The sequence below is a fragment of the Staphylococcus sp. GDX8P54P genome, from assembly GCF_017893165.1.
Lineage (GTDB): Bacteria > Bacillota > Bacilli > Staphylococcales > Staphylococcaceae > Staphylococcus > Staphylococcus borealis.
Window position 1 is genome coordinate 1 of the sequence record NZ_JAESMM010000027.1, and the last position, 19,259, is coordinate 19,259.

Sequence of the window (19,259 nt, forward strand, 5' to 3'; positions counted from 1 at the left end):
TGACTGAACTGAAAAGGCGCTTAAAGCAAACTTTTCTCACTTCCAGTTATCCTTGCTTACGAGGCCCCAGCAAAGAGAATTTCACTAAGAAATTCTACAAGCAAAGCAAGCTGGGAGTGGACGACGAATTTAAAAGAATTCTGTCCCACTCCCATCTCACTTTATATATTTATAACGTGAATAGATAAAAATGTTGCGTCTATTCGTATTATTAATTCCATTTTTACAAATTTATTATTGAATGGGTTAAATTTGTTTCTAATTGAATGTTAAAATGAAAATTAATAGAACGTTATATGTTTATAAACAACTATATAGAAAAAATTGTTTACAGGTGCTATTATAGGAACATTGATAATATTGTGAGGAGTGTACTTAATAATGGAAGTATATGCAGATTATGCTGCAACTACACCGGTCAAACCAGAGGTTGTAGAAGAAATGATGGCAATTTACAAGTCACATTTCGGAAATCCATCATCTATTCATTCAATTGGAAGAGACGCACGTCGTTATTTAGATGAATCAAGAAGAACAGTTGCTAACTTACTAAATGCAAAGCCAAGTGAAGTTATATTTACAAGTGGCGCTACTGAATCAAATAATACTGCTATCAAAGGGTTAGTCTATGCCAATCAGCATCTTGGAAATCACATTATCACTACTAAAATCGAGCATCATTCAGTTCTACACGTCTTTGAACAATTAGAAAAAGAAGGCTTTGATGTGACTTATCTAGATGTCGATGATACAGGTACAGTGGATTTAGATCAACTTAAAGAAGCATTAACGAGTGATACAATCTTAGTTTCGATAATGTTTGTTAATAATGAAGTTGGAACTGTAGAACCAATGTATGATATTGAAGATATCGTTAGCGAATCGAATGCTTTGTTGCATGTTGACGCTGTTCAAGCAATTGGACATTTAGATGTCAGCTTTGAAGATTTTAAAATGGATACTTTGAGTTTAACGGCGCATAAATTTGGTGGTCCAAAAGGCGTGGGTGTACTATTAGTTAGAGACCAAACACCAATTGTGTATTCACAGTTAGGTGGGGAACAAGAAACTAAAAGACGTGCCGGTACAGAAAATGTGGCACAAATTGTAGGCTTAACTAAAGCGTTAGCACTAGCAAATGATAATAGAGATCAAAATAATTTACATTTAATGCAGTTAAAGGAATTATTTCTAGTTAGTTTGCAAGAACGAGCAATACCGTTTGAGGTCAATGGTTCAATGGTAGACACAACTGGTCATATACTCAATTTGTATTTCCCATTTATAGATGTGGAAACGATGTTAACACTTCTGGATTTAGCAAATATTTATGTATCGTCGGGTTCAGCTTGTACAGCTGGCTCAACTACACCTTCACATGTTCTAGCAGCAATGTATGAAGATGAAGAGCGTGCGAAACACTCTGTAAGATTTAGTTTTAACGAATTAACAACTGAACAAGAAATTAAATATATCGTTGCTGAAATTCATAAAATATATCATAAATTTAAGGAGGAATAAATGTGTCAAACAAAGATATACGTGTAGTTGTTGGTATGTCTGGTGGAGTTGATAGTTCAGTCACTGCCCATGTTTTAAAAGAACAAGGGTATGATGTTATTGGAATATTTATGAAAAACTGGGACGACACTGATGAGAATGGTGTTTGTACAGCAACTGAAGATTATAATGATGTCATCGCAGTATGTAATCAAATTGGTATCCCATATTATGCAGTTAATTTTGAACAGGAATATTGGGATAAAGTCTTCACTTATTTCCTAGATGAATATAAAAAAGGACGTACACCTAATCCGGATGTTATGTGTAATAAAGAAATTAAATTTAAAGCATTTTTAGAGCATGCACTTAAATTAGGCGCTGATTATGTCGCAACTGGACATTATGCAAGAATACGTCGTCATGACGATGGTCATGTGGAAATGTTAAGAGGTATTGATAATAATAAAGATCAAACCTATTTCTTAAATCAATTGTCACAACAACAATTATCAAAAGTGATGTTCCCAATTGGTGATATTGAGAAAAAAGAAGTTCGAAAAATTGCTGAAGAACAAGATTTAGCAACGGCTAAGAAGAAAGACTCAACTGGCATATGTTTTATTGGAGAACGTAATTTTAAAACATTCCTATCACAATATTTACCGGCTCAATCTGGAGAAATGCGTACATTGGATGGAGAAAAGAAAGGTATGCATAGTGGATTAATGTATTACACTATTGGTCAAAGACATGGTCTTGGAATTGGCGGAGACGGTGATCCATGGTTTGTAGTTGGCAAGAATTTAAAAGATAATATTTTATATGTTGAACAAGGTTTCCATCATGATGCACTCTATAGTGATTATCTTATTGCATCTGATTTCTCATTCGTTAATCCAGTTGATTTAGAAAATGGATTTGAATGTACTGCTAAATTTAGATATCGCCAAAAAGATACCAAAGTGTTTGTTAAACGTGAAAGTCAGGATGCCTTACGTGTAACATTTGATGAACCAGTACGTGCGATAACGCCAGGACAAGCGGTTGTATTTTACGATGAGGAAGTTTGTTTAGGTGGCGCAACAATCGATGATGTATTTAAAACAACAGGTCAATTGAGTTATGTTGTTTAATTAAAAAAACAAAGGGTGGAGTGTAATGAAATCATCTAAGATTTCACATACTACTCCATCTTTATTTTTACGTTTAAATCAATACAAACGATGATTAAAGAATTGGGTGAAAATATGATAACGAAACAAGAAACCATTTATAAATGGATTCAGGACGGTCAACTTGAAGATGCATTAAAAGCACTATTCGAAAACATAGAAGAAGAACCGAATACAATTGAAAATTATATTAATGCAGGAATCGTACTCGCTGACGTTAATGAAGTGGAAAAGGCTGAAAGATTTTTCCAAAGAGCACTTGCAATTGATGATAAAAATGGACCTGTATATTATAATTTAGCTAATCTATACTATGATCAAGGTAAATACCGCGATGCCATTAAGCTATATCAATTAGCATCTAAATACGATATGGATAAAATAGATACGAATTACATGATTGGGATGTCATTTAATCAATTAGATGCACCTAAAGAATCATTACCTTTCTTTATGACTGCAGCAGAATTAGAACCTAATCGTGATGCTGAAGTTCAATTTCAATATGGGTTAGCATTATGTCATTTAGAAATGTTTGAACAAGCTATTCAACAATTAAAGTTAGTGCTATCAATAAACTCACAACATGTAGATGCACTATATAATCTTGGTTTAGCTATATATATGCATACAGAAGATGTTGAATTAGCTATATCATATTTTGATAAGGCTATATCTATTGATCCAGAACACCTATTAAGCCAACATGCTAAGAAGACCTTTGAAGCAATAAAGAACGAGGAGGAGTAATATGTCAGACCCTACACTATTTGATTATTCAATGATTAAAGGTACTGTAGATGCTATTTTATTTCAGAATAATGATAATTTTTATACAGTGATAAAAGTGGATACAATTGAAACAAATGAATCATTTGGTAATTTACCAACTGTTGTAGGGTTCTTTCCAAATATTGTTGAAGGAGACGTATACACTTTTAAAGGTCAAGTTGTAGAGCATCCACGTTACGGTAAGCAACTGAAGGCTGATACGTTTGAGAAAGAAGTACCACAAACTAAAGATGCAATCATTACATATCTATCGAGTGATTTGTTTAAAGGTATAGGAAAAAAGACTGCTCAAAATATAGTGAACACGCTTGGTGAAAATGCGATCAATGATATTATGTCTGATGCATCTGTTTTAGAAAAAGTTTCCAATTTACCTAAAAAGAAACAAAAGCAGATTGCTGATCAAATCAATGCCAATCAAGAGTCCGAAAAAATTATGATTCGACTACATGATTTAGGCTTTGGACCTAAATTATCAATGGCGATTTATCAATTTTATCAATCTGACACCCTTCAAGTACTTGAGAATAATCCATATCAACTCGTATATGATGTTAAAGGAATTGGTTTTCAAAAGGCTGATATTTTAGCGCGAAATAATGGGATTGCCTTTAATGATCAAGAAAGATTAAAAGCTGGATTGTTATATACACTTGAAGAAGAATGCATTAAGCAAGGTCACACATATTTATCAAATGACTATATCATCGACGTAACGCAACAAATTCTAAGTAACAAACAGCAAGGTGAGGCCATAGAGCAACAACAATTAGAAGATGTTCTACAAAATTTATCAGAAGAAAGCAAATTAATTCTTGATAATCATCGTGTTGCTATTCCTAGTTTATATTATTCTGAATTGAAAAGTGTTCAAAATTTATATCGCATTCAAACCTATAAGAACAAGTTAAAAGAAATAGAACAATCTGATTTACAATTGCATATAGGGGAAATAGAAGATAGCAATAATGTCAATTATGCACCATCGCAAAAAGAAGCTTTGCAAACTGCTATTAATTCTAAAATTATGCTATTGACAGGAGGCCCTGGTACAGGAAAGACAACGGTAATCAAAGGAATTGTTGAATTATATGCTGAAATACATGGCCTATCGTTAAATTATTCTGATTATCAAGATGATGATTATCCAGTCGTTTTAGCTGCACCAACTGGTCGTGCATCTAAGCGTTTACAAGAGTCAACAGGACTTGAAGCGATGACAATACATCGCTTAATTGGGTGGAATCAGGATACTCAACCTGAAGATATATTAGATAATGAAATAAAAGCTAAACTTATCATTATTGACGAAATGTCGATGGTGGATACTTGGTTATTTCATCAGTTTCTAAGTGCAGTGCCATTAGATGCACAGGTGGTATTTGTTGGTGACGAAGATCAATTGCCATCAGTTGGACCAGGGCAAGTATTTAAAGATCTAATCGATTCTAAAGCAATTCCACGTGTAAATTTAACTGAAGTTTACCGTCAACAAGATGGCTCTAGTATCATTGATTTAGCACACCGAATGAAGCATGGGGAACCTATCGATATTTCACAACGTTATCATGATAGAAGTTTTATTAATTGTGGCGTAGAACAAATACCTTCAGTTGTTGAGAAAGTAGTATCAAGTGCTGTAAATAAAGGGTATGACATGAGTGATATTCAGGTGTTAGCACCGATGTATAAAGGTAGTGCAGGTATAAAACGATTAAATCAAGTGTTGCAGGATATATTAAACCCTAAGGAAGATGATACGCGCGAAATAGAGTTCGGTGATATCAAATTTCGTAAAGGGGATAAAGTATTACAATTAGTCAATCGACCTAACGATAATATATTTAATGGTGATATTGGTGTTATAGTTGGAATCTTTTGGGCAAAAGAAAATGCACTTAACAAAGATGTGCTTGTAGTAGACTTTGAGGGGAATGAAATCACCTTCACAAGACAGGATTTACTTGAATTAACACATGCTTATTGTACATCTATCCATAAATCACAGGGTTCTGAATTTCCGATAGTCATCATGCCAATTGTAAAGCAGTATTTTAGAATGTTGCAGAGACCTATTTTGTATACAGGACTCACTAGGGCAAAACAATCACTTGTTTTACTCGGTGATCCTAAGGCATTCGATATAGGTTTAAACACCCAAGGTCAAATACGTCAGACGCAACTTTGCCAATTAATTTTAAGCTATTTTGAAATTGATAATAATCATGCTAACCGTCATCAAAATAATGATAATTCATCAATAGATACAGATGAAAAGTTGAATTTAGAAGTAGAGGAAAAAGAAATTATTTTAAGCGAATCTACAATATATCAAATTAATCCAATGATTAATATGGGTGATGTATCCCCATACGATTTTGCTGAGCGTTGACATTTAGCTTGAAAATACTTAAAATAATCTTAAGTTCGCATGAAGATGAGTAGACAATACATACTTATATAGAGATGTACTGGTTGGTGTAAAGTGCAATGTATATTGTTGAACGCTACTTCATGTTATTTTCATATTGAATTTGAGTGATAATTGTCTTCTGCCTAACGATATTTTATCGGTTAAGGGTAGACCATTTATAACTAGGGTGGTACCGCGAGAACGTTCGTCCCTTTTTTGAGGATGAACGTTTTTTGTTTTATTTTCTTAATAAATTGGTGAAATAGGAGTGTAAATAATGAAAAATTTAAAGGCTAGTGAAATTCGTCAAAAATATATTGATTTCTTTGTTGAAAAAGGACATATGGTTGAACCTTCAGCACCATTAGTACCGATTGATGATGATTCATTATTATGGATTAATTCTGGTGTAGCAACGTTAAAAAAATATTTTGATGGCAGAGAAACACCTAGAAAGCCTAGAATTGTTAATTCTCAAAAAGCAATCAGAACCAACGATATCGAAAATGTTGGATTTACTGCAAGACATCATACATTTTTTGAAATGCTAGGTAACTTTTCAATCGGCGATTATTTCAAAAAAGAAGCTATTCATTTTGCATGGGAGTTTTTAACAAGTGAAAAATGGATGGGAATGGAACCAGAAAAATTATATGTCACTATTCATCCAGAAGATACAGAAGCTTATCGTATTTGGAATGAAGAAATTGGCTTAGAAGAAAGTCGCATTATCAGAATTGAGGGTAACTTCTGGGATATTGGTGAAGGTCCTTCTGGTCCAAATACTGAAATTTTCTATGACCGTGGAGACGAATATGGACAAGATGATCCAGCCGAAGAAATGTATCCAGGTGGAGAAAATGAAAGATATTTAGAAGTATGGAATTTAGTCTTTAGTGAATTTAATCATAATAAAGACAATACGTATACACCACTTCCAAATAAAAATATTGATACTGGTATGGGTCTTGAACGTATGGCATCAGTGTCTCAAAATGTACGTACTAATTACGAAACAGACTTATTCATGCCAATTATTAATGAAGTTGAAAATGTCGCTGGCAAAACGTATTTAGAAAATAGTGAGCATGATATAGCATTTAAAGTCATCGCAGACCATATTCGTACGATTGCATTTGCAATAGCTGATGGTGCATTACCTGCAAACGAAGGAAGAGGCTATGTATTACGTCGACTTCTACGTAGAGCGGTTCGATTCAGTCAAACATTAGACATTAATGAACCGTTTATGTATAAATTGGTTGATATTGTTGCAGACATTATGGAACCTTATTACCCTAATGTTAAAGAAAAAGCAGATTTTATTAAACGTGTAATTAAATCTGAAGAAGAACGTTTCCACGAAACACTTCAAGAAGGTTTAGCAATTTTAAATAATTTACTAGCTAAAGCCAAAGATTCAACAAACGAAATTAACGGATCAGATGCTTTTAAATTATATGATACGTATGGTTTCCCAATTGAATTAACTGAAGAATTAGCTAGTCAAGAAGGCATTTCTGTAGATATGGCTACATTTGAAGTAGAAATGGAACAACAACGTACACGAGCTCGAGAAGCACGTCAAAGTTCACAATCAATGCAAATTCAAAGTGAAGTGCTCAAAAATATTACTACAAATAGTAAATTCGTTGGCTATGAAACGACAGATTATCAAACAACATTAACAGATTTAATTTATAATGGTGAATCAGTTGAAAGTGCTGAGCCTGGAGAAACAGTTTACTTCATTTTGGAAGAAACACCATTTTATGCAGTTAGTGGTGGACAAGTAGCGGATAAAGGAACCGTAGGCAATGAAAACTTTGAAATAGAAGTAACCGAAGTAACTAAAGCACCTAATGGTCAAAATTTACATCAAGGTGTAGTCCAATTCGGCCAAGTTACTATTAATAGTAATGTAGATGCAAGTGTAAATAGAGATGAAAGAAAAGATATTCAAAAAAATCACAGTGCCACTCACTTACTTCACGCTGCTTTAAAAGAGGTACTAGGAGAACATGTTAACCAAGCTGGTTCTTTAGTCGAAAGTGAACGATTACGCTTTGACTTCTCACATTTTGGTCCTATGAGTCAAGAAGAAATAGATCGTGTTGAGAGACGTGTTAACGAAGAAATTTGGAGAGGTATTTCAGTTAATATTCAAGAAATGCCAATTGATGAAGCTAAACAAATGGGTGCTATGGCTTTATTCGGTGAAAAATACGGTGATATTGTACGCGTTGTAAATATGGCGCCATTTTCAATAGAACTATGTGGTGGTATTCACGTAAGTAACACTGCTGAAATTGGTCTTTTCAAAATTGTTAGCGAGTCAGGAACAGGTGCGGGTGTTAGACGTATTGAAGCATTGACTGGTAAGTCAGCATTCCTTTATTTAGAGAATATTCAAACGAAATTTAATGCTGTTAAAGATCAAGTTAAAGTAAAATCTGACAATCAAGTTTTTGATAAAATTGTACAATTACAAGAAGAAGAAAAACAACTTCATAAACAATTAGAGCAACGCAACAAAGAAATTACAGCACTTAAGATGGGTAATATTGAGGAACAAATTGAAGATATAAATGGATTTAAAGTATTAGCTACAGAAGTCGAGGTATCAAATGCTAAAGAAATCAGACAAACAATGGATGATTTTAAATCTAAACAACAAGATGCTATCATTATCTTAGCAAGTAATTTAGGAGATAAAGTGTCATTAATCGCAACTGTACCTAAAGAACAAACTGACAGCATCAAAGCTGGGGATATTATTAAAAATATGGCACCTATCGTTGGTGGTAAAGGTGGCGGTCGCCCTGATATGGCTCAAGGTGGCGGTACGCAACCTGAAAATATCTCAGAAGCATTACGCTTTATTAAAGATTACATTAAAAAACTATAACTTTGTAATCAACTAGTGTAAAATTGGTGTATGTAAGATAAACCGTTATAGAGGAGTGTCGCACCTATGGATAATATTGATAAAACTATGAAGTTTGACTATGAAGAAATTCCTAAAGATAATGTCGAAACTGTGTTAAATAATGTACACCGAACATTAGAAGAACGTGGTTACAATGCTGTCAATCAAATCGTTGGGTATTTACTCTCTGGAGATCCAGCCTATATACCTCGTCAAAATGATGCTAGAAATCAGATTCGACACATTGATCGTGACGTTATTATGGAAGAACTCGTTTCAAATTACTTAAAAGAGAACAAGAAATAGTCCATGTTAACGCATAAAATTTTAGGTTTAGATGTAGGTAGTAAAACAGTTGGCATTGCTATTAGCGATTTAATGGGTTGGACTGCCCAAGGATTGGACACTCTAAGAATTAACGAGGAACAAGAAGATTTCGGTATAGATCAATTAGTAGCTATCATTAAAGAACATCATGTTGGTTCTGTAGTGATTGGTTTACCAAAGAATATGAATAATTCTATTGGCTTTCGTGGAGAAGCTTCGTTAAAATATAAGGAGTTGCTTCAAGAAAGCTTACCTGATATAGAGATTATAATGTGGGATGAACGATTAAGTACTATGGCAGCAGAGCGTTCATTACTTGAAGCAGATGTTTCAAGACAAAAAAGAAAAAAAGTAATTGATAAAATGGCAGCAGTATTTATATTGCAAGGCTATTTAGACTCAATCCAATAAAGGAGATATAAAGATGACTGAACATAATCATGACCATAACCATGACGTAGAATTAGATATTAGCAATGAAGAAGAATTATTAACTTTATTTGATGAAAATGGTAATGAAGTTTTATATCGAAAAATGTTAGAATTTTACCATCCAGAATTCAAAAAGGAATATGTTATCTTAGCAGAAGAGGGCGCACAATCAGACGACGATGATATGATTGAACTTATTCCAATGATAAATGAACCTGATGAATCAGGCGATGGTGGTAAATTAGTACCTATCGAAACAGATGAAGAATGGGACATGATTGAAGAAGTAGTAAATACAAATATGGAAGAGTAAATGATGCATTCATTCTTCACATTTATAGATGAATGGAAGTTAAATAGTCAATTCGTAATTATGAATTGAACAATCTTAGTGCATATGTTTAGCTGAGTTAACTCAATAATGTTGTAGTGGGAGTGGATAAAGAATTCAAAGCGAATTCTTTTCTGCTCCTTTTTGATTGACAAAATCATGTTTTTTTACTTGTTACACCTTAATTTACAATCAAATATGTGATAAAATATTTAAAGTTAAATTCTTATAACTAGACAAGTATTTTAATAAATATTTAAATCAGTCATACAATTATACACATGAGTTGACGTCATTTGATTTAGGTTATTTATAAGTCATCGGTGATTAAAACTTAATTTAATAGAGACTGGTTTATTTTTTAATGTCATTTTGTCTTAAAAAAGGAAGTAAGTAAATGGAAGCTAATCAGCAATATTTATTGGAGATACAATCTAAAACAGATAATCAGATTGAATCATTAAGAAGCTATGCAGAAGAGAATGCTGTACCAATTGTAGACAGATTATCTCTAGAAATGATCAAACAATTAATTCGAATCCATGGTGCAAAAAATATATTGGAAATTGGTACTGCGATAGGTTATAGTTCAATGCATTTTGCATCGGTATCAGATGACATTCAAATTACAACAATAGAACGTGATGAGAAAATGATTACGCAAGCTAAAACAAATTTTGAAACTTATGGTTATTCATCACAAATACGATTAATAGAAGGCAATGCCTTAGAGCAATATAGTCAAGTCGATGACAAAGTATATGATATTATCTTTATTGATGCAGCTAAAGCGCAATCTAAGAAATTTTTTGAATATTATACACCATTATTAAAAAAAGGTGGACTAGTGATTACAGATAATGTTTTATATCACGGTTTTGTATCGAACATAGATATTGTTCGTTCCAGAAATGTTAAGCAAATGGTGAAAAAAGTCCAAAAATTTAATGAATGGTTAATGAATCAAAAAAATTACAGTACAAATTTTATCAATATGGATGATGGGTTAGCTATTTCAATTAAAGGAGAATAATTATGACGGAATTACTCGTTACTCCTAAATCTTTAACACATTTAGAAACACTAATCGATATTGGCGCGGATGCCTTTGTCATTGGTGAGCAAAAATTTGGGTTACGATTACCGGGAGAATTTAATCGAGAAGATATAAAAAAAGCAATTAAATTAGCACATGAACATGATAAAAAAATCTATGTCGCTGTAAATGGTATTTTCCATAACTATCATTTAAACGCATTGGAAGACTACATTAATTTCTTACACGAAATCAATGTGGATCGTATTATCTTTGGCGATCCTGCAGTTGTTATGTACGTAAAAAATCAACAAAATCCCATACCTTTAAATTGGGATGCCGAAACAATTGTTACCAACTATTTCCAATGTAACTATTGGGGTAAACGCGGTGCGAAACGTGCACTTCTTGCCAGAGAATTAAACTTAGATGAAATTATAAATATTAAAGAGAATGCAAATGTCGAAATTGAAGTTCAAGTCCATGGGATGACATGTATGTTCCAATCTAAACGGATGTTACTTGGAAACTATTATACATTTCAAGATAGACAAATGAAGATTAAACGTGAAAATGATGAACGTGAACTATTACTCTATGACGAAGAACGTGATAATAAATATCCTGTATTTGAGGATTTTAATGGCACACATATCATGTCTCCGAATGACATCTGTTTAATCGAAGAACTTGAACCATTGTTTGAAGCTGGTATTGATTCATTTAAGATTGACGGTATATTACAGAGTGAAGAATATATCAACGTTGTTACAGCTCAATACAGAGAAGCGATTGATTTATACAATGAAGATCCTGAAGCATATGAAGACGAAAAATTTATGCTAGTAGACCCAATTGAAGACATTCAACCAGAACATCGTCCATTTGACGAAGGATTCTTGTATAAACAAACCGTATATTAAAAGGAGGCGCTAAACTTGAAAACTTTAACTGACGTTCAATCTCAAGTAAAAAGTAAAATCAAAAAACCTGAATTATTAGCGCCTGCTGGTAATTTGGAGAAATTAAAAATTGCTGTTCATTATGGTGCAGATGCCGTATTTTTAGGTGGCCAAGAATATGGTCTACGTTCTAACGCTGATAATTTTACAATGGCTGAAATTAAAGAGGGCGTTGAATTTGCAAATCAATATAATGCTAAAATATACGTGACTACTAACATTATTGCACATGATGAAAATATTGATGGGTTGGAATCGTATCTAATTGAATTAGAAAAAACTGGAGCTACAGGTATTATTGTAGCAGACCCTTTAATCATAGAAACTTGTAAGCAAGTTGCACCAAAATTAGAAATACACTTATCAACACAACAATCATTATCTAATACTAAAGCTGTAGAATTCTGGAAAGAAGAAGGATTAGACCGAGTGGTATTAGCTCGTGAAACAGGCGCTATGGAAATGAAGGAAATGAAAGAGAATGTTGACATTGAAATTGAGGCTTTCATCCATGGTGCTATGTGTATTGCCTATTCAGGTCGTTGTACACTTAGTAATCACATGACAGCGAGAGACTCTAATAGAGGAGGGTGTTGTCAAAGTTGTCGTTGGGATTATGATTTGTTAGAGGTTGATAATGATGGTGATTTAGATCTTTATTATCAAGAGGGCGACGTTATCCCATTCGCTATGAGTCCTAAAGATTTAAAATTAATCGAATCCATACCACAAATGATGGATATTGGCATTGACTCCCTTAAAATAGAAGGTCGTATGAAATCGATACATTATATTGCTACTGTAGTTTCAGTTTATCGAAAAGTAATTGATGCCTATGCTGAAGATCCAGAGCACTTTAAAATAAATCCTGAATGGTTAATAGAATTAGATAAATGTGCTAATAGAGATACAGCGCCAGCTTTCTTTGAAGGTACACCAGGTTATGAAGAGCAAATGTTTGGTGTTCAGCAAAATAAAAAATCACCTTATGATTTTTGTGGATTAGTATTAGATTATGATGAGGCAACACAAATTGCTACTATTCAACAAAGAAATCACTTTAAACCTGGTCAAGAAATTGAATTCTTTGGACCTGAAATTGAAAGCTTTAGACAAGTGATTGATGCCATATACGATGAGGAAGGCAATCAATTAGATGCTGCACGTCATCCACTTCAAATTGTACAAATTAAGGTAGATCATCCAATTTACCCTAAGAACATGATGAGAAAGGAAATTAGATAATGGCAAACACAACAATTATTGGTATTGCCGGTGGCTCTGGATCTGGTAAGACAACAGTTACTAATGAAATCATGAAAAATTTAGAAGGACATAGTGTTGCACTTCTTGCTCAAGATTATTATTATAAAGACCAATCACATTTAACTTTTGAAGAGCGTCTTGAAACAAATTATGACCATCCCTTTGCCTTTGACAATGATTTGCTCATTGAAAATTTAAAGGATTTACGTAATGGTCATGCAGTTGAAGTTCCAACGTACGATTACACAAATCATACACGAAGTAATGAAACCATTGCATTTGAACCTAAAGATGTTATTATCGTAGAAGGTATATTTGCTTTAGAAAATAAAACACTTCGTGATATGATGGATGTCAAAATATACGTTGATACTGATGCAGACTTAAGAATTCTAAGACGACTCGTACGTGATACTAAAGAGCGTGGTCGATCAATGGAATCGGTAATTAACCAATATTTAAATGTTGTTAAACCAATGCACAATCAATTCATTGAACCAACAAAGAAATATGCTGACATTATTATTCCAGAAGGTGGAAGTAATAAAGTAGCAATAGATATTATGACAACAAAAATTCAAACATTGGTTAGTAAACAATAAGTAAGTTACAATGTATATTAAAAATAAATGTATTCAATAAATTTTAATTGACGCAAACATATTAACTGAAAAAGGAAGATGACATAATGGAAAATCAAAAACAATATCCAATGACTCAAGAGGGTTATGAACAATTAGAAAAAGAATTAGAAGAATTAAAAACGGTTAAACGTCCTGAAGTTGTAGAAAAAATTAAAGTGGCACGTTCATTTGGTGACCTTTCTGAGAACTCTGAGTACGATGCTGCTAAAGATGAACAAGGATTCATTGAACAAGACATTCAACGTATCGAGCATATGCTTAGATATGCATTAATCATTGAAGATACAGGTGATAATAATGTTGTTCAAATTGGTAAAACTGTAACTTTTATTGAGTTACCTGGAGATGAAGAAGAAAGTTACCAAATCGTTGGTTCTGCTGAAGCAGATGCATTTAACGGCAAAATCTCAAACGAATCACCTATGGCTAAAGCATTAATTGGTAAAAGTTTAAAAGATGAAGTACGTGTGCCTTTACCAAACGGTGGAGAAATTAACGTTAAAATCGTAGATATCAAATAATCTCTATTTATAACAATGATTAATTTGTGTCTGAGACAATAATATACAACTGCTTTTTTCAAAAAAGGCAGTAAATAACTAAACTGAGAGGGCATTTAAATTAAGCTTTTCTCAGTTTTAGTCATTCTTGCGAGAGTAGGACATTGAATTTAAAAAATTCTGTTCCACTCTCGTTTTTAATGTCAAATGCTGTATCATTTTTGGTTAAGTTCAACTTATTTTTAACAACTAAAAGGTTTATCCGACCGCGCTTGCTATATTGATTACATTTTTAACTATTTAAGCTATAAGTATCCTTAAAGTAACGAATATCTATTTATATTTTATCAAATTAATTTGAAAATCTGAACTTTTTCATGACAAATTTTGTTTTATATGCTTAAATAACATTGTGAATACAATTGAATGAATTGTTAAGTATACATAAAAGTAAGCGATTACATCATGCCTTACTTTTTTTATTATTCACAATTTGAAATACTTATTAAACAACTAAGATATGAAAATGTTATAATTTTTTTATACATAATAGAAAAATTTGAAAGTTGATACTTTTGTTAAATCAATACTTTTAGAAATACAATATAATCAAATGAAAGTATAAAAGGGAGGCAATAGGTTGGAAGTTAAAGTTATAAATGAGCAATCGCTATTGCTATATTTCAAAGAAGAGATTAGCGAAGATAATTATCAAGAAGTTAATCTAACTACTCAATATATTCTGTCTAAAAACATACCAGACATTAAGGATGTAATCCCGTCTTATCGAGCAATTATGATAAATTTTAATAATGATTTAATTGATTACAAGCAATTAATTGAAAAATTAGAATTAGATAATCTTAAACTTTCAAAAGTTGATTCAACTTCAAATAAGAATATTATATATATTCCTGTACTATATAATACTGAGATGGGCCCGGATTTAGAAGAGGTAGCAAATCATAATCATTTATCTGTAAAGGAAGTTATCCAAATTCATACAGAAAATGAATATCTTGTTTATATGCTTGGTTTTATGCCAGGTTTCCCATTCTTAGGTGGGTTAGATGAACGTATTCATACACCTAGAAGAGCTGAACCACGAGTTAAGATAAATGCCGGTTCTGTAGGAATCGCTAATAATCAAACGGGATTATATCCATCAGATTCACCGGGTGGTTGGCAAATTATTGGTAGAACACCATTAAAAGTGTTCGATCAATATGCTGAACCTATGACATTGTACGAAGCTGGTGATTATATTAAATTTTATGCAATTGACGAGCAAACGTATAACCAAATTAAAAAAGAAATCAACGACGGTCAATTTAATAAAGAAAAGTGGGTGAGGTGTAATGGGCATTAAAATTATAAAACCAGGACTGTTCACCACGGTACAAGACAAAGGACGTTTTGGATTTCAACATTTAGGTTTTTCAGGCTCTGGTGCTATGGATCAATTTAGTTATGACTTAGGACGACAATTGATTGCTAACGATGGTCCAAGTTTGGAATTTACAATTATCGGACCAACAATACAATTCACTCAAAATAACACGTTTGTATTGACAGGCGGCCAGTTCAATGCAAAATTAAACAACGCCAAAATAACAAATAACAGTGTTGTCTTGGCAAATAAAGGCGATATCCTTGAATTAGGACCTGTAATACGTGGTGCACGTGGCTATATTTTCTTTGGTCATTCACTTGATATTGAAAAAGTTGCAGATAGCTATTCAACGCATACTAGAAGTGGCGTGGGTGGTTTTTACGGAAGAGCATTGAAAAAAGATGATCATATTCAAGTCGTGCAAAATAGCAATTATAAAGTAAATCTTGGAAAATCAATTGATTATGATGCAGTTGAACAAGACAATATTATTCACATTATAGAAGGTCCGCAAGTTGATGCCTTTTCTGAAGAAAAACGAAAAAATTTAGTTGAATCTGAATATAAAATATCTGATCAATCTGATCGTATGGGATATAGACTTATAGGCAATCAAATTCCACCTGAAAATGGTGCGGATATCATTTCTGAACCAGTAGGATTAGGTAGTATTCAAGTACCTAACGATGGGAATCCAATCATTCTATTAAATGACAAACAAACAGTCGGTGGTTATACAAAGATAGCTACAGTAAGTCAATTGGACCTTAAGAAACTAGCACAATTCAAGCCAGGAGATATGATACAGTTCAAATGGACTTCTGTAGATGAAGCAAATGAGATGTTGCAGTCGTTTAATCAAAAGTTCAGTGACAAATTGAACTCTGTGACAAATGCACCAATATTTAATATGCATTCAATGCGACCAACATCACAAAAATTAGCAAAATTAATTGAAGAGGAGTAATAACAAGATGAATATTAAAAAAATTGAGGAAGTTATTAATTTAGTTAAATCAAATGGCGTAAAACGCTTTAAATTTAAAGATAATAAAAGTGAACTAGAATTAGACTTCACAGAGGGCGCTCAAGTAATCAGTGAATCTGCTAATCAAAGTGTAGCAAGTACAAGTGCTGTGAATAATGATAATCAACAACAAGTCGAATCTAGTTCAAATGAAGATGCTTCTAAAGAAATAGCTTCACCAATGGTTGGTACATTCTTTTTACAAGATAGTAAAGAATTAACTGATCCTCAAATTAAAGTTGGAGATAAAGTTAAATCTGGAGATATCATCGGTTATGTTGAAGCAATGAAAGTTATGAATGAAATTACAAGCGATGTAGATGGAGAAGTCGTTGAAATAGTAGCAGATCATGGTACAAATGTTGAATATGATCAAGTACTAGTTAAACTTAAATAAAGGGGGACAGCTAAATGTACCGTTGTTTAGTAGCAAATAGAGGAGAAATTGCAGTCCGTATTATTAGAGCCTGTCGTGAAATGGGTATAGAGACTGTTGCGATATATGCTAAAGGAGATGAGCAAAGTCTACATGTTAGCTTAGCTGATCAAGCAGTTTGTATTGGAGAAGCCAATCCTTTAGATAGTTATTTAAATATTGAACGTATCATTGGTGCAGCTGAAATAACAGGTGCGAATGCGATCCATCCAGGGTACGGATTTTTATCAGAAAGTACAACTTTTGCTGAAAAGGTAGAAGAAAATGATATTCATTTCATTGGTCCAAGTAAAAAAACAATGGAGCTGATGGGTGATAAAATAACTGCGCGTCAAACAGTAGACGCTGCGGGAGTACCCGTCATTCCTGGATCAACAGGTGCTGTCAATTCAGTGGAAGAAATTAAACAACTTGCAGATGAAATTGGTTACCCTGTCGTTTTAAAAGCAGCTAGTGGCGGTGGCGGTAAAGGTATCCGTATCGTTAAGAAACCTGAACAACTTGAAAAATCATTAAAAGAAGCAAAAAGCGAAGGGCAGAAGTACTTTAATGATGACAGAGTCTATGTCGAAGCTTTTATACCTGTAGCAAAACACGTTGAAGTTCAAATCATTGGTGATGGAAAAGGTAACTATGTACATTTAGGAGAACGAGATTGCTCAGTACAACGCAAAAATCAAAAGTTAATTGAAGAGTCTCCTTGTGCAGCATTAACAGAGGAAAGACGAAAACAAATTTGTGCAGATGCAGTTGCCGTTGCCAAAGCTTCAAATTATCGAAGTGCAGGTACAATAGAATTTTTAGTTACAAAAGATGCACATTACTTTATAGAAATGAATGCACGTATACAAGTAGAACATACTGTCACAGAAATGCGTGCTGATAGAGACTTATTACAAGCGCAACTGTATTTAATGCAGCATGATAAACTTCCTTTCGGTCAAGATGACATCGTATTCAATGGACACGTAATCGAAGCGCGTATCAATGCTGAAAATCCAGAGAAGAAATTCCAACCTACGCCTGGTAAAGTAAAAAAATTACATTTACCTCAAGGGTTCAATATTCGTGTTGATTCTTTACTATATCCAGGATACCAAGTATCACCATATTATGACTCACTTGTCGCAAAGGTTATAGTTAAAGATACAGATCGACAAACTGCGATTAACAAATTGAAAGTAGCGCTTGATGAAATGGTAATTGAAGGCTTTACAACAACTGCTGACTTTTTATACGCAGTTTTAAATTACCCATTATATGCAGATGATGATGCTAGTGAAGTAGATATTAAATTCCTTGAAAAACATCAAATTATTGAAGGAGTGGAGCTATAATGCGCATAGACTTGAATTGTGACTTAGGCGAAGCATTTGGAAATTATTCATTTGGCGGTGACAATCAAATCATTCCATTAATCACTTCAGCTAATATTGCTTGTGGCTTCCATGCAGGTGATGAAAATGTGATGTATGACACTATTAAACTCGCTAAAGACAACGGTGTAGGAATAGGTGCGCATCCAGGATTACCAGATTTAAAAGGATTTGGTCGCCGAAATATGGATATTTCACCTAAAGAAATTTATAATTTAGTTATCTATCAACTAGGCGCTTTAGATGGTTTCTGTAAAGTACATCAAACGCGTATTAATCATGTAAAACCACACGGCGCACTGTATAACATGGGGGCTAAAGATCAAAATATTGCGCGTGCTATTGCACAAGCAGTTTATGATTTTGATGCTTCACTTGTCTTAGTAGGATTGTCAAATACATTACTAATTACTGAGGCCGAAGCATTAGGTTTACGCACTGCATCTGAAGTGTTTGCTGATAGACGATATGAAGATAATGGTCAACTCGTTAGTCGTAAAGAGGCAGATGCAGTCATCACTAACACTGAAGAAGCGTTAGATCAAGTTTTAAAAATGGTTATTGAAAACAAAGTGGTTAGCAAAAATGGAAAAGAAATCAATCTAAAAGCGGATACGATCTGTGTGCATGGTGATGGTGCTCATGCTTTAGAATTTGTATCACAAATTAGAGAAAAATTAACGAAAGAAGGCATTGATATTCAATCCTTATAAGGGGGAC

Annotated in this window: 17 protein-coding genes and 2 pseudogenes; all 19 read left to right on the forward strand. The window is 33.3% G+C overall.

Annotation, left to right across the window (positions count from 1 at the left end; genetic code table 11):
• Positions 1-381 precede the first annotated feature (381 nt).
• The 19 genes and pseudogenes from KA909_RS09755 (at position 382) to pxpA (ending at position 19,252) form a co-directional block, all read left to right on the forward strand.
• The gene (locus KA909_RS09755) at positions 382-1,521 is read left to right on the forward strand and encodes a cysteine desulfurase family protein (RefSeq protein ID WP_053029559.1); all 1,140 of its coding nucleotides are present in this window, start codon (positions 382-384) and stop codon (positions 1,519-1,521) included.
• 2 nt (positions 1,522-1,523) lie between these two features.
• Positions 1,524-2,636 (forward strand): tRNA 2-thiouridine(34) synthase MnmA, encoded by a 1,113-nt coding sequence (gene mnmA, locus KA909_RS09760; RefSeq protein WP_053029558.1) that lies wholly within the window; start codon positions 1,524-1,526, stop codon positions 2,634-2,636.
• A gap of 117 nt (positions 2,637-2,753) precedes the next feature.
• A complete protein-coding gene (locus tag KA909_RS09765) occupies positions 2,754-3,425 on the forward strand; it encodes a tetratricopeptide repeat protein (RefSeq protein ID WP_193839966.1) in 672 nt (223 codons plus the stop codon).
• Between the two features lies 1 nt (position 3,426).
• Positions 3,427-5,859: an SF1B family DNA helicase RecD2 gene (gene recD2, locus KA909_RS09770; protein WP_193839263.1), complete on the forward strand. Its 2,433-nt coding sequence runs from the start codon at positions 3,427-3,429 to the stop codon at positions 5,857-5,859.
• A gap of 298 nt (positions 5,860-6,157) precedes the next feature.
• Positions 6,158-8,788 carry an alanine--tRNA ligase gene (alaS, locus tag KA909_RS09775; RefSeq protein ID WP_210130161.1) on the forward strand — a complete coding sequence of 877 codons (2,631 nt, stop codon included), beginning with the start codon at positions 6,158-6,160 and terminating at the stop codon, positions 8,786-8,788.
• A gap of 66 nt (positions 8,789-8,854) precedes the next feature.
• Positions 8,855-9,115 carry an IreB family regulatory phosphoprotein gene (locus KA909_RS09780; RefSeq protein ID WP_011275600.1) on the forward strand — a complete coding sequence of 87 codons (261 nt, stop codon included), beginning with the start codon at positions 8,855-8,857 and terminating at the stop codon, positions 9,113-9,115.
• A 3-nt stretch (positions 9,116-9,118) separates the two neighbouring features.
• Positions 9,119-9,547, forward strand: a complete 429-nt coding sequence (gene ruvX / locus KA909_RS09785) for a Holliday junction resolvase RuvX (protein ID WP_075108353.1) — start codon at positions 9,119-9,121, stop codon at positions 9,545-9,547.
• A 13-nt stretch (positions 9,548-9,560) separates the two neighbouring features.
• Complete coding sequence (locus KA909_RS09790; protein WP_053029554.1) at positions 9,561-9,881, forward strand: DUF1292 domain-containing protein; 321 nt, start codon at positions 9,561-9,563, stop codon at positions 9,879-9,881.
• 415 nt (positions 9,882-10,296) lie between these two features.
• Entirely contained in the window at positions 10,297-10,932 is a 636-nt protein-coding gene (locus tag KA909_RS09795; protein WP_193839265.1) for an O-methyltransferase, read from the forward strand.
• A 2-nt stretch (positions 10,933-10,934) separates the two neighbouring features.
• Entirely contained in the window at positions 10,935-11,858 is a 924-nt protein-coding gene (locus KA909_RS09800; RefSeq protein WP_075108355.1) for a peptidase U32 family protein, read from the forward strand.
• A gap of 15 nt (positions 11,859-11,873) precedes the next feature.
• The gene (locus KA909_RS09805; protein ID WP_193839266.1) at positions 11,874-13,142 is read left to right on the forward strand and encodes a peptidase U32 family protein; all 1,269 of its coding nucleotides are present in this window, start codon (positions 11,874-11,876) and stop codon (positions 13,140-13,142) included.
• Positions 13,142-13,765: a uridine kinase gene (gene udk / locus KA909_RS09810; RefSeq protein WP_011275606.1), complete on the forward strand. Its 624-nt coding sequence runs from the start codon at positions 13,142-13,144 to the stop codon at positions 13,763-13,765. The genes KA909_RS09805 and udk overlap by 1 nt, the downstream gene beginning before the upstream one ends.
• Before the next feature lie 86 nt (positions 13,766-13,851).
• Positions 13,852-14,328 (forward strand): transcription elongation factor GreA, encoded by a 477-nt coding sequence (gene greA / locus KA909_RS09815; RefSeq protein ID WP_053029550.1) that lies wholly within the window; start codon positions 13,852-13,854, stop codon positions 14,326-14,328.
• A 619-nt stretch (positions 14,329-14,947) separates the two neighbouring features.
• On the forward strand, positions 14,948-15,676 hold the full coding sequence (gene pxpB, locus KA909_RS09820; protein ID WP_193839267.1) for a 5-oxoprolinase subunit PxpB: 729 nt from the start codon (positions 14,948-14,950) through the stop codon (positions 15,674-15,676).
• Positions 15,666-16,667 (forward strand): 5-oxoprolinase subunit C family protein, encoded by a 1,002-nt coding sequence (locus tag KA909_RS09825; protein WP_193839268.1) that lies wholly within the window; start codon positions 15,666-15,668, stop codon positions 16,665-16,667. The genes pxpB and KA909_RS09825 overlap by 11 nt, the downstream gene beginning before the upstream one ends.
• A 7-nt stretch (positions 16,668-16,674) precedes the next feature.
• Positions 16,675-16,795 (forward strand): annotated as a pseudogene (locus KA909_RS13855) (acetyl-CoA carboxylase biotin carboxyl carrier protein subunit); the annotation flags it as partial.
• 98 nt (positions 16,796-16,893) lie between these two features.
• Positions 16,894-17,124 (forward strand): annotated as a pseudogene (locus tag KA909_RS13860) (acetyl-CoA carboxylase biotin carboxyl carrier protein); the annotation flags it as partial.
• A gap of 14 nt (positions 17,125-17,138) precedes the next feature.
• The gene (locus KA909_RS09835; RefSeq protein WP_210130162.1) at positions 17,139-18,500 is read left to right on the forward strand and encodes an acetyl-CoA carboxylase biotin carboxylase subunit; all 1,362 of its coding nucleotides are present in this window, start codon (positions 17,139-17,141) and stop codon (positions 18,498-18,500) included.
• Entirely contained in the window at positions 18,500-19,252 is a 753-nt protein-coding gene (gene pxpA, locus KA909_RS09840; protein WP_075108360.1) for a 5-oxoprolinase subunit PxpA, read from the forward strand. Before KA909_RS09835 ends, pxpA begins: the two co-directional genes overlap by 1 nt.
• Positions 19,253-19,259 lie beyond the last annotated feature (7 nt).

Excerpts from the sequence above, each read along its gene's own strand:
- KA909_RS09755 (WP_053029559.1), top strand. The coding sequence starts at position 382 with ATGGAAGTATATGCAGATTATGCTGCAACTACACCGGTCAAACCAGAG.
- recD2 (WP_193839263.1), top strand. The coding sequence starts at position 3,427 with ATGTCAGACCCTACACTATTTGATTATTCAATGATTAAAGGTACTGTA.
- alaS (WP_210130161.1), top strand. The coding sequence starts at position 6,158 with ATGAAAAATTTAAAGGCTAGTGAAATTCGTCAAAAATATATTGATTTC.
- KA909_RS09780 (WP_011275600.1), top strand. The coding sequence starts at position 8,855 with ATGGATAATATTGATAAAACTATGAAGTTTGACTATGAAGAAATTCCT.
- ruvX (WP_075108353.1), top strand. The coding sequence starts at position 9,119 with ATGTTAACGCATAAAATTTTAGGTTTAGATGTAGGTAGTAAAACAGTT.
- KA909_RS09790 (WP_053029554.1), top strand. The coding sequence starts at position 9,561 with ATGACTGAACATAATCATGACCATAACCATGACGTAGAATTAGATATT.
- KA909_RS09795 (WP_193839265.1), top strand. The coding sequence starts at position 10,297 with ATGGAAGCTAATCAGCAATATTTATTGGAGATACAATCTAAAACAGAT.
- KA909_RS09800 (WP_075108355.1), top strand. The coding sequence starts at position 10,935 with ATGACGGAATTACTCGTTACTCCTAAATCTTTAACACATTTAGAAACA.
- udk (WP_011275606.1), top strand. The coding sequence starts at position 13,142 with ATGGCAAACACAACAATTATTGGTATTGCCGGTGGCTCTGGATCTGGT.
- greA (WP_053029550.1), top strand. The coding sequence starts at position 13,852 with ATGGAAAATCAAAAACAATATCCAATGACTCAAGAGGGTTATGAACAA.
- KA909_RS09825 (WP_193839268.1), top strand. The coding sequence starts at position 15,666 with ATGGGCATTAAAATTATAAAACCAGGACTGTTCACCACGGTACAAGAC.
- KA909_RS09835 (WP_210130162.1), top strand. The coding sequence starts at position 17,139 with ATGTACCGTTGTTTAGTAGCAAATAGAGGAGAAATTGCAGTCCGTATT.
- pxpA (WP_075108360.1), top strand. The coding sequence starts at position 18,500 with ATGCGCATAGACTTGAATTGTGACTTAGGCGAAGCATTTGGAAATTAT.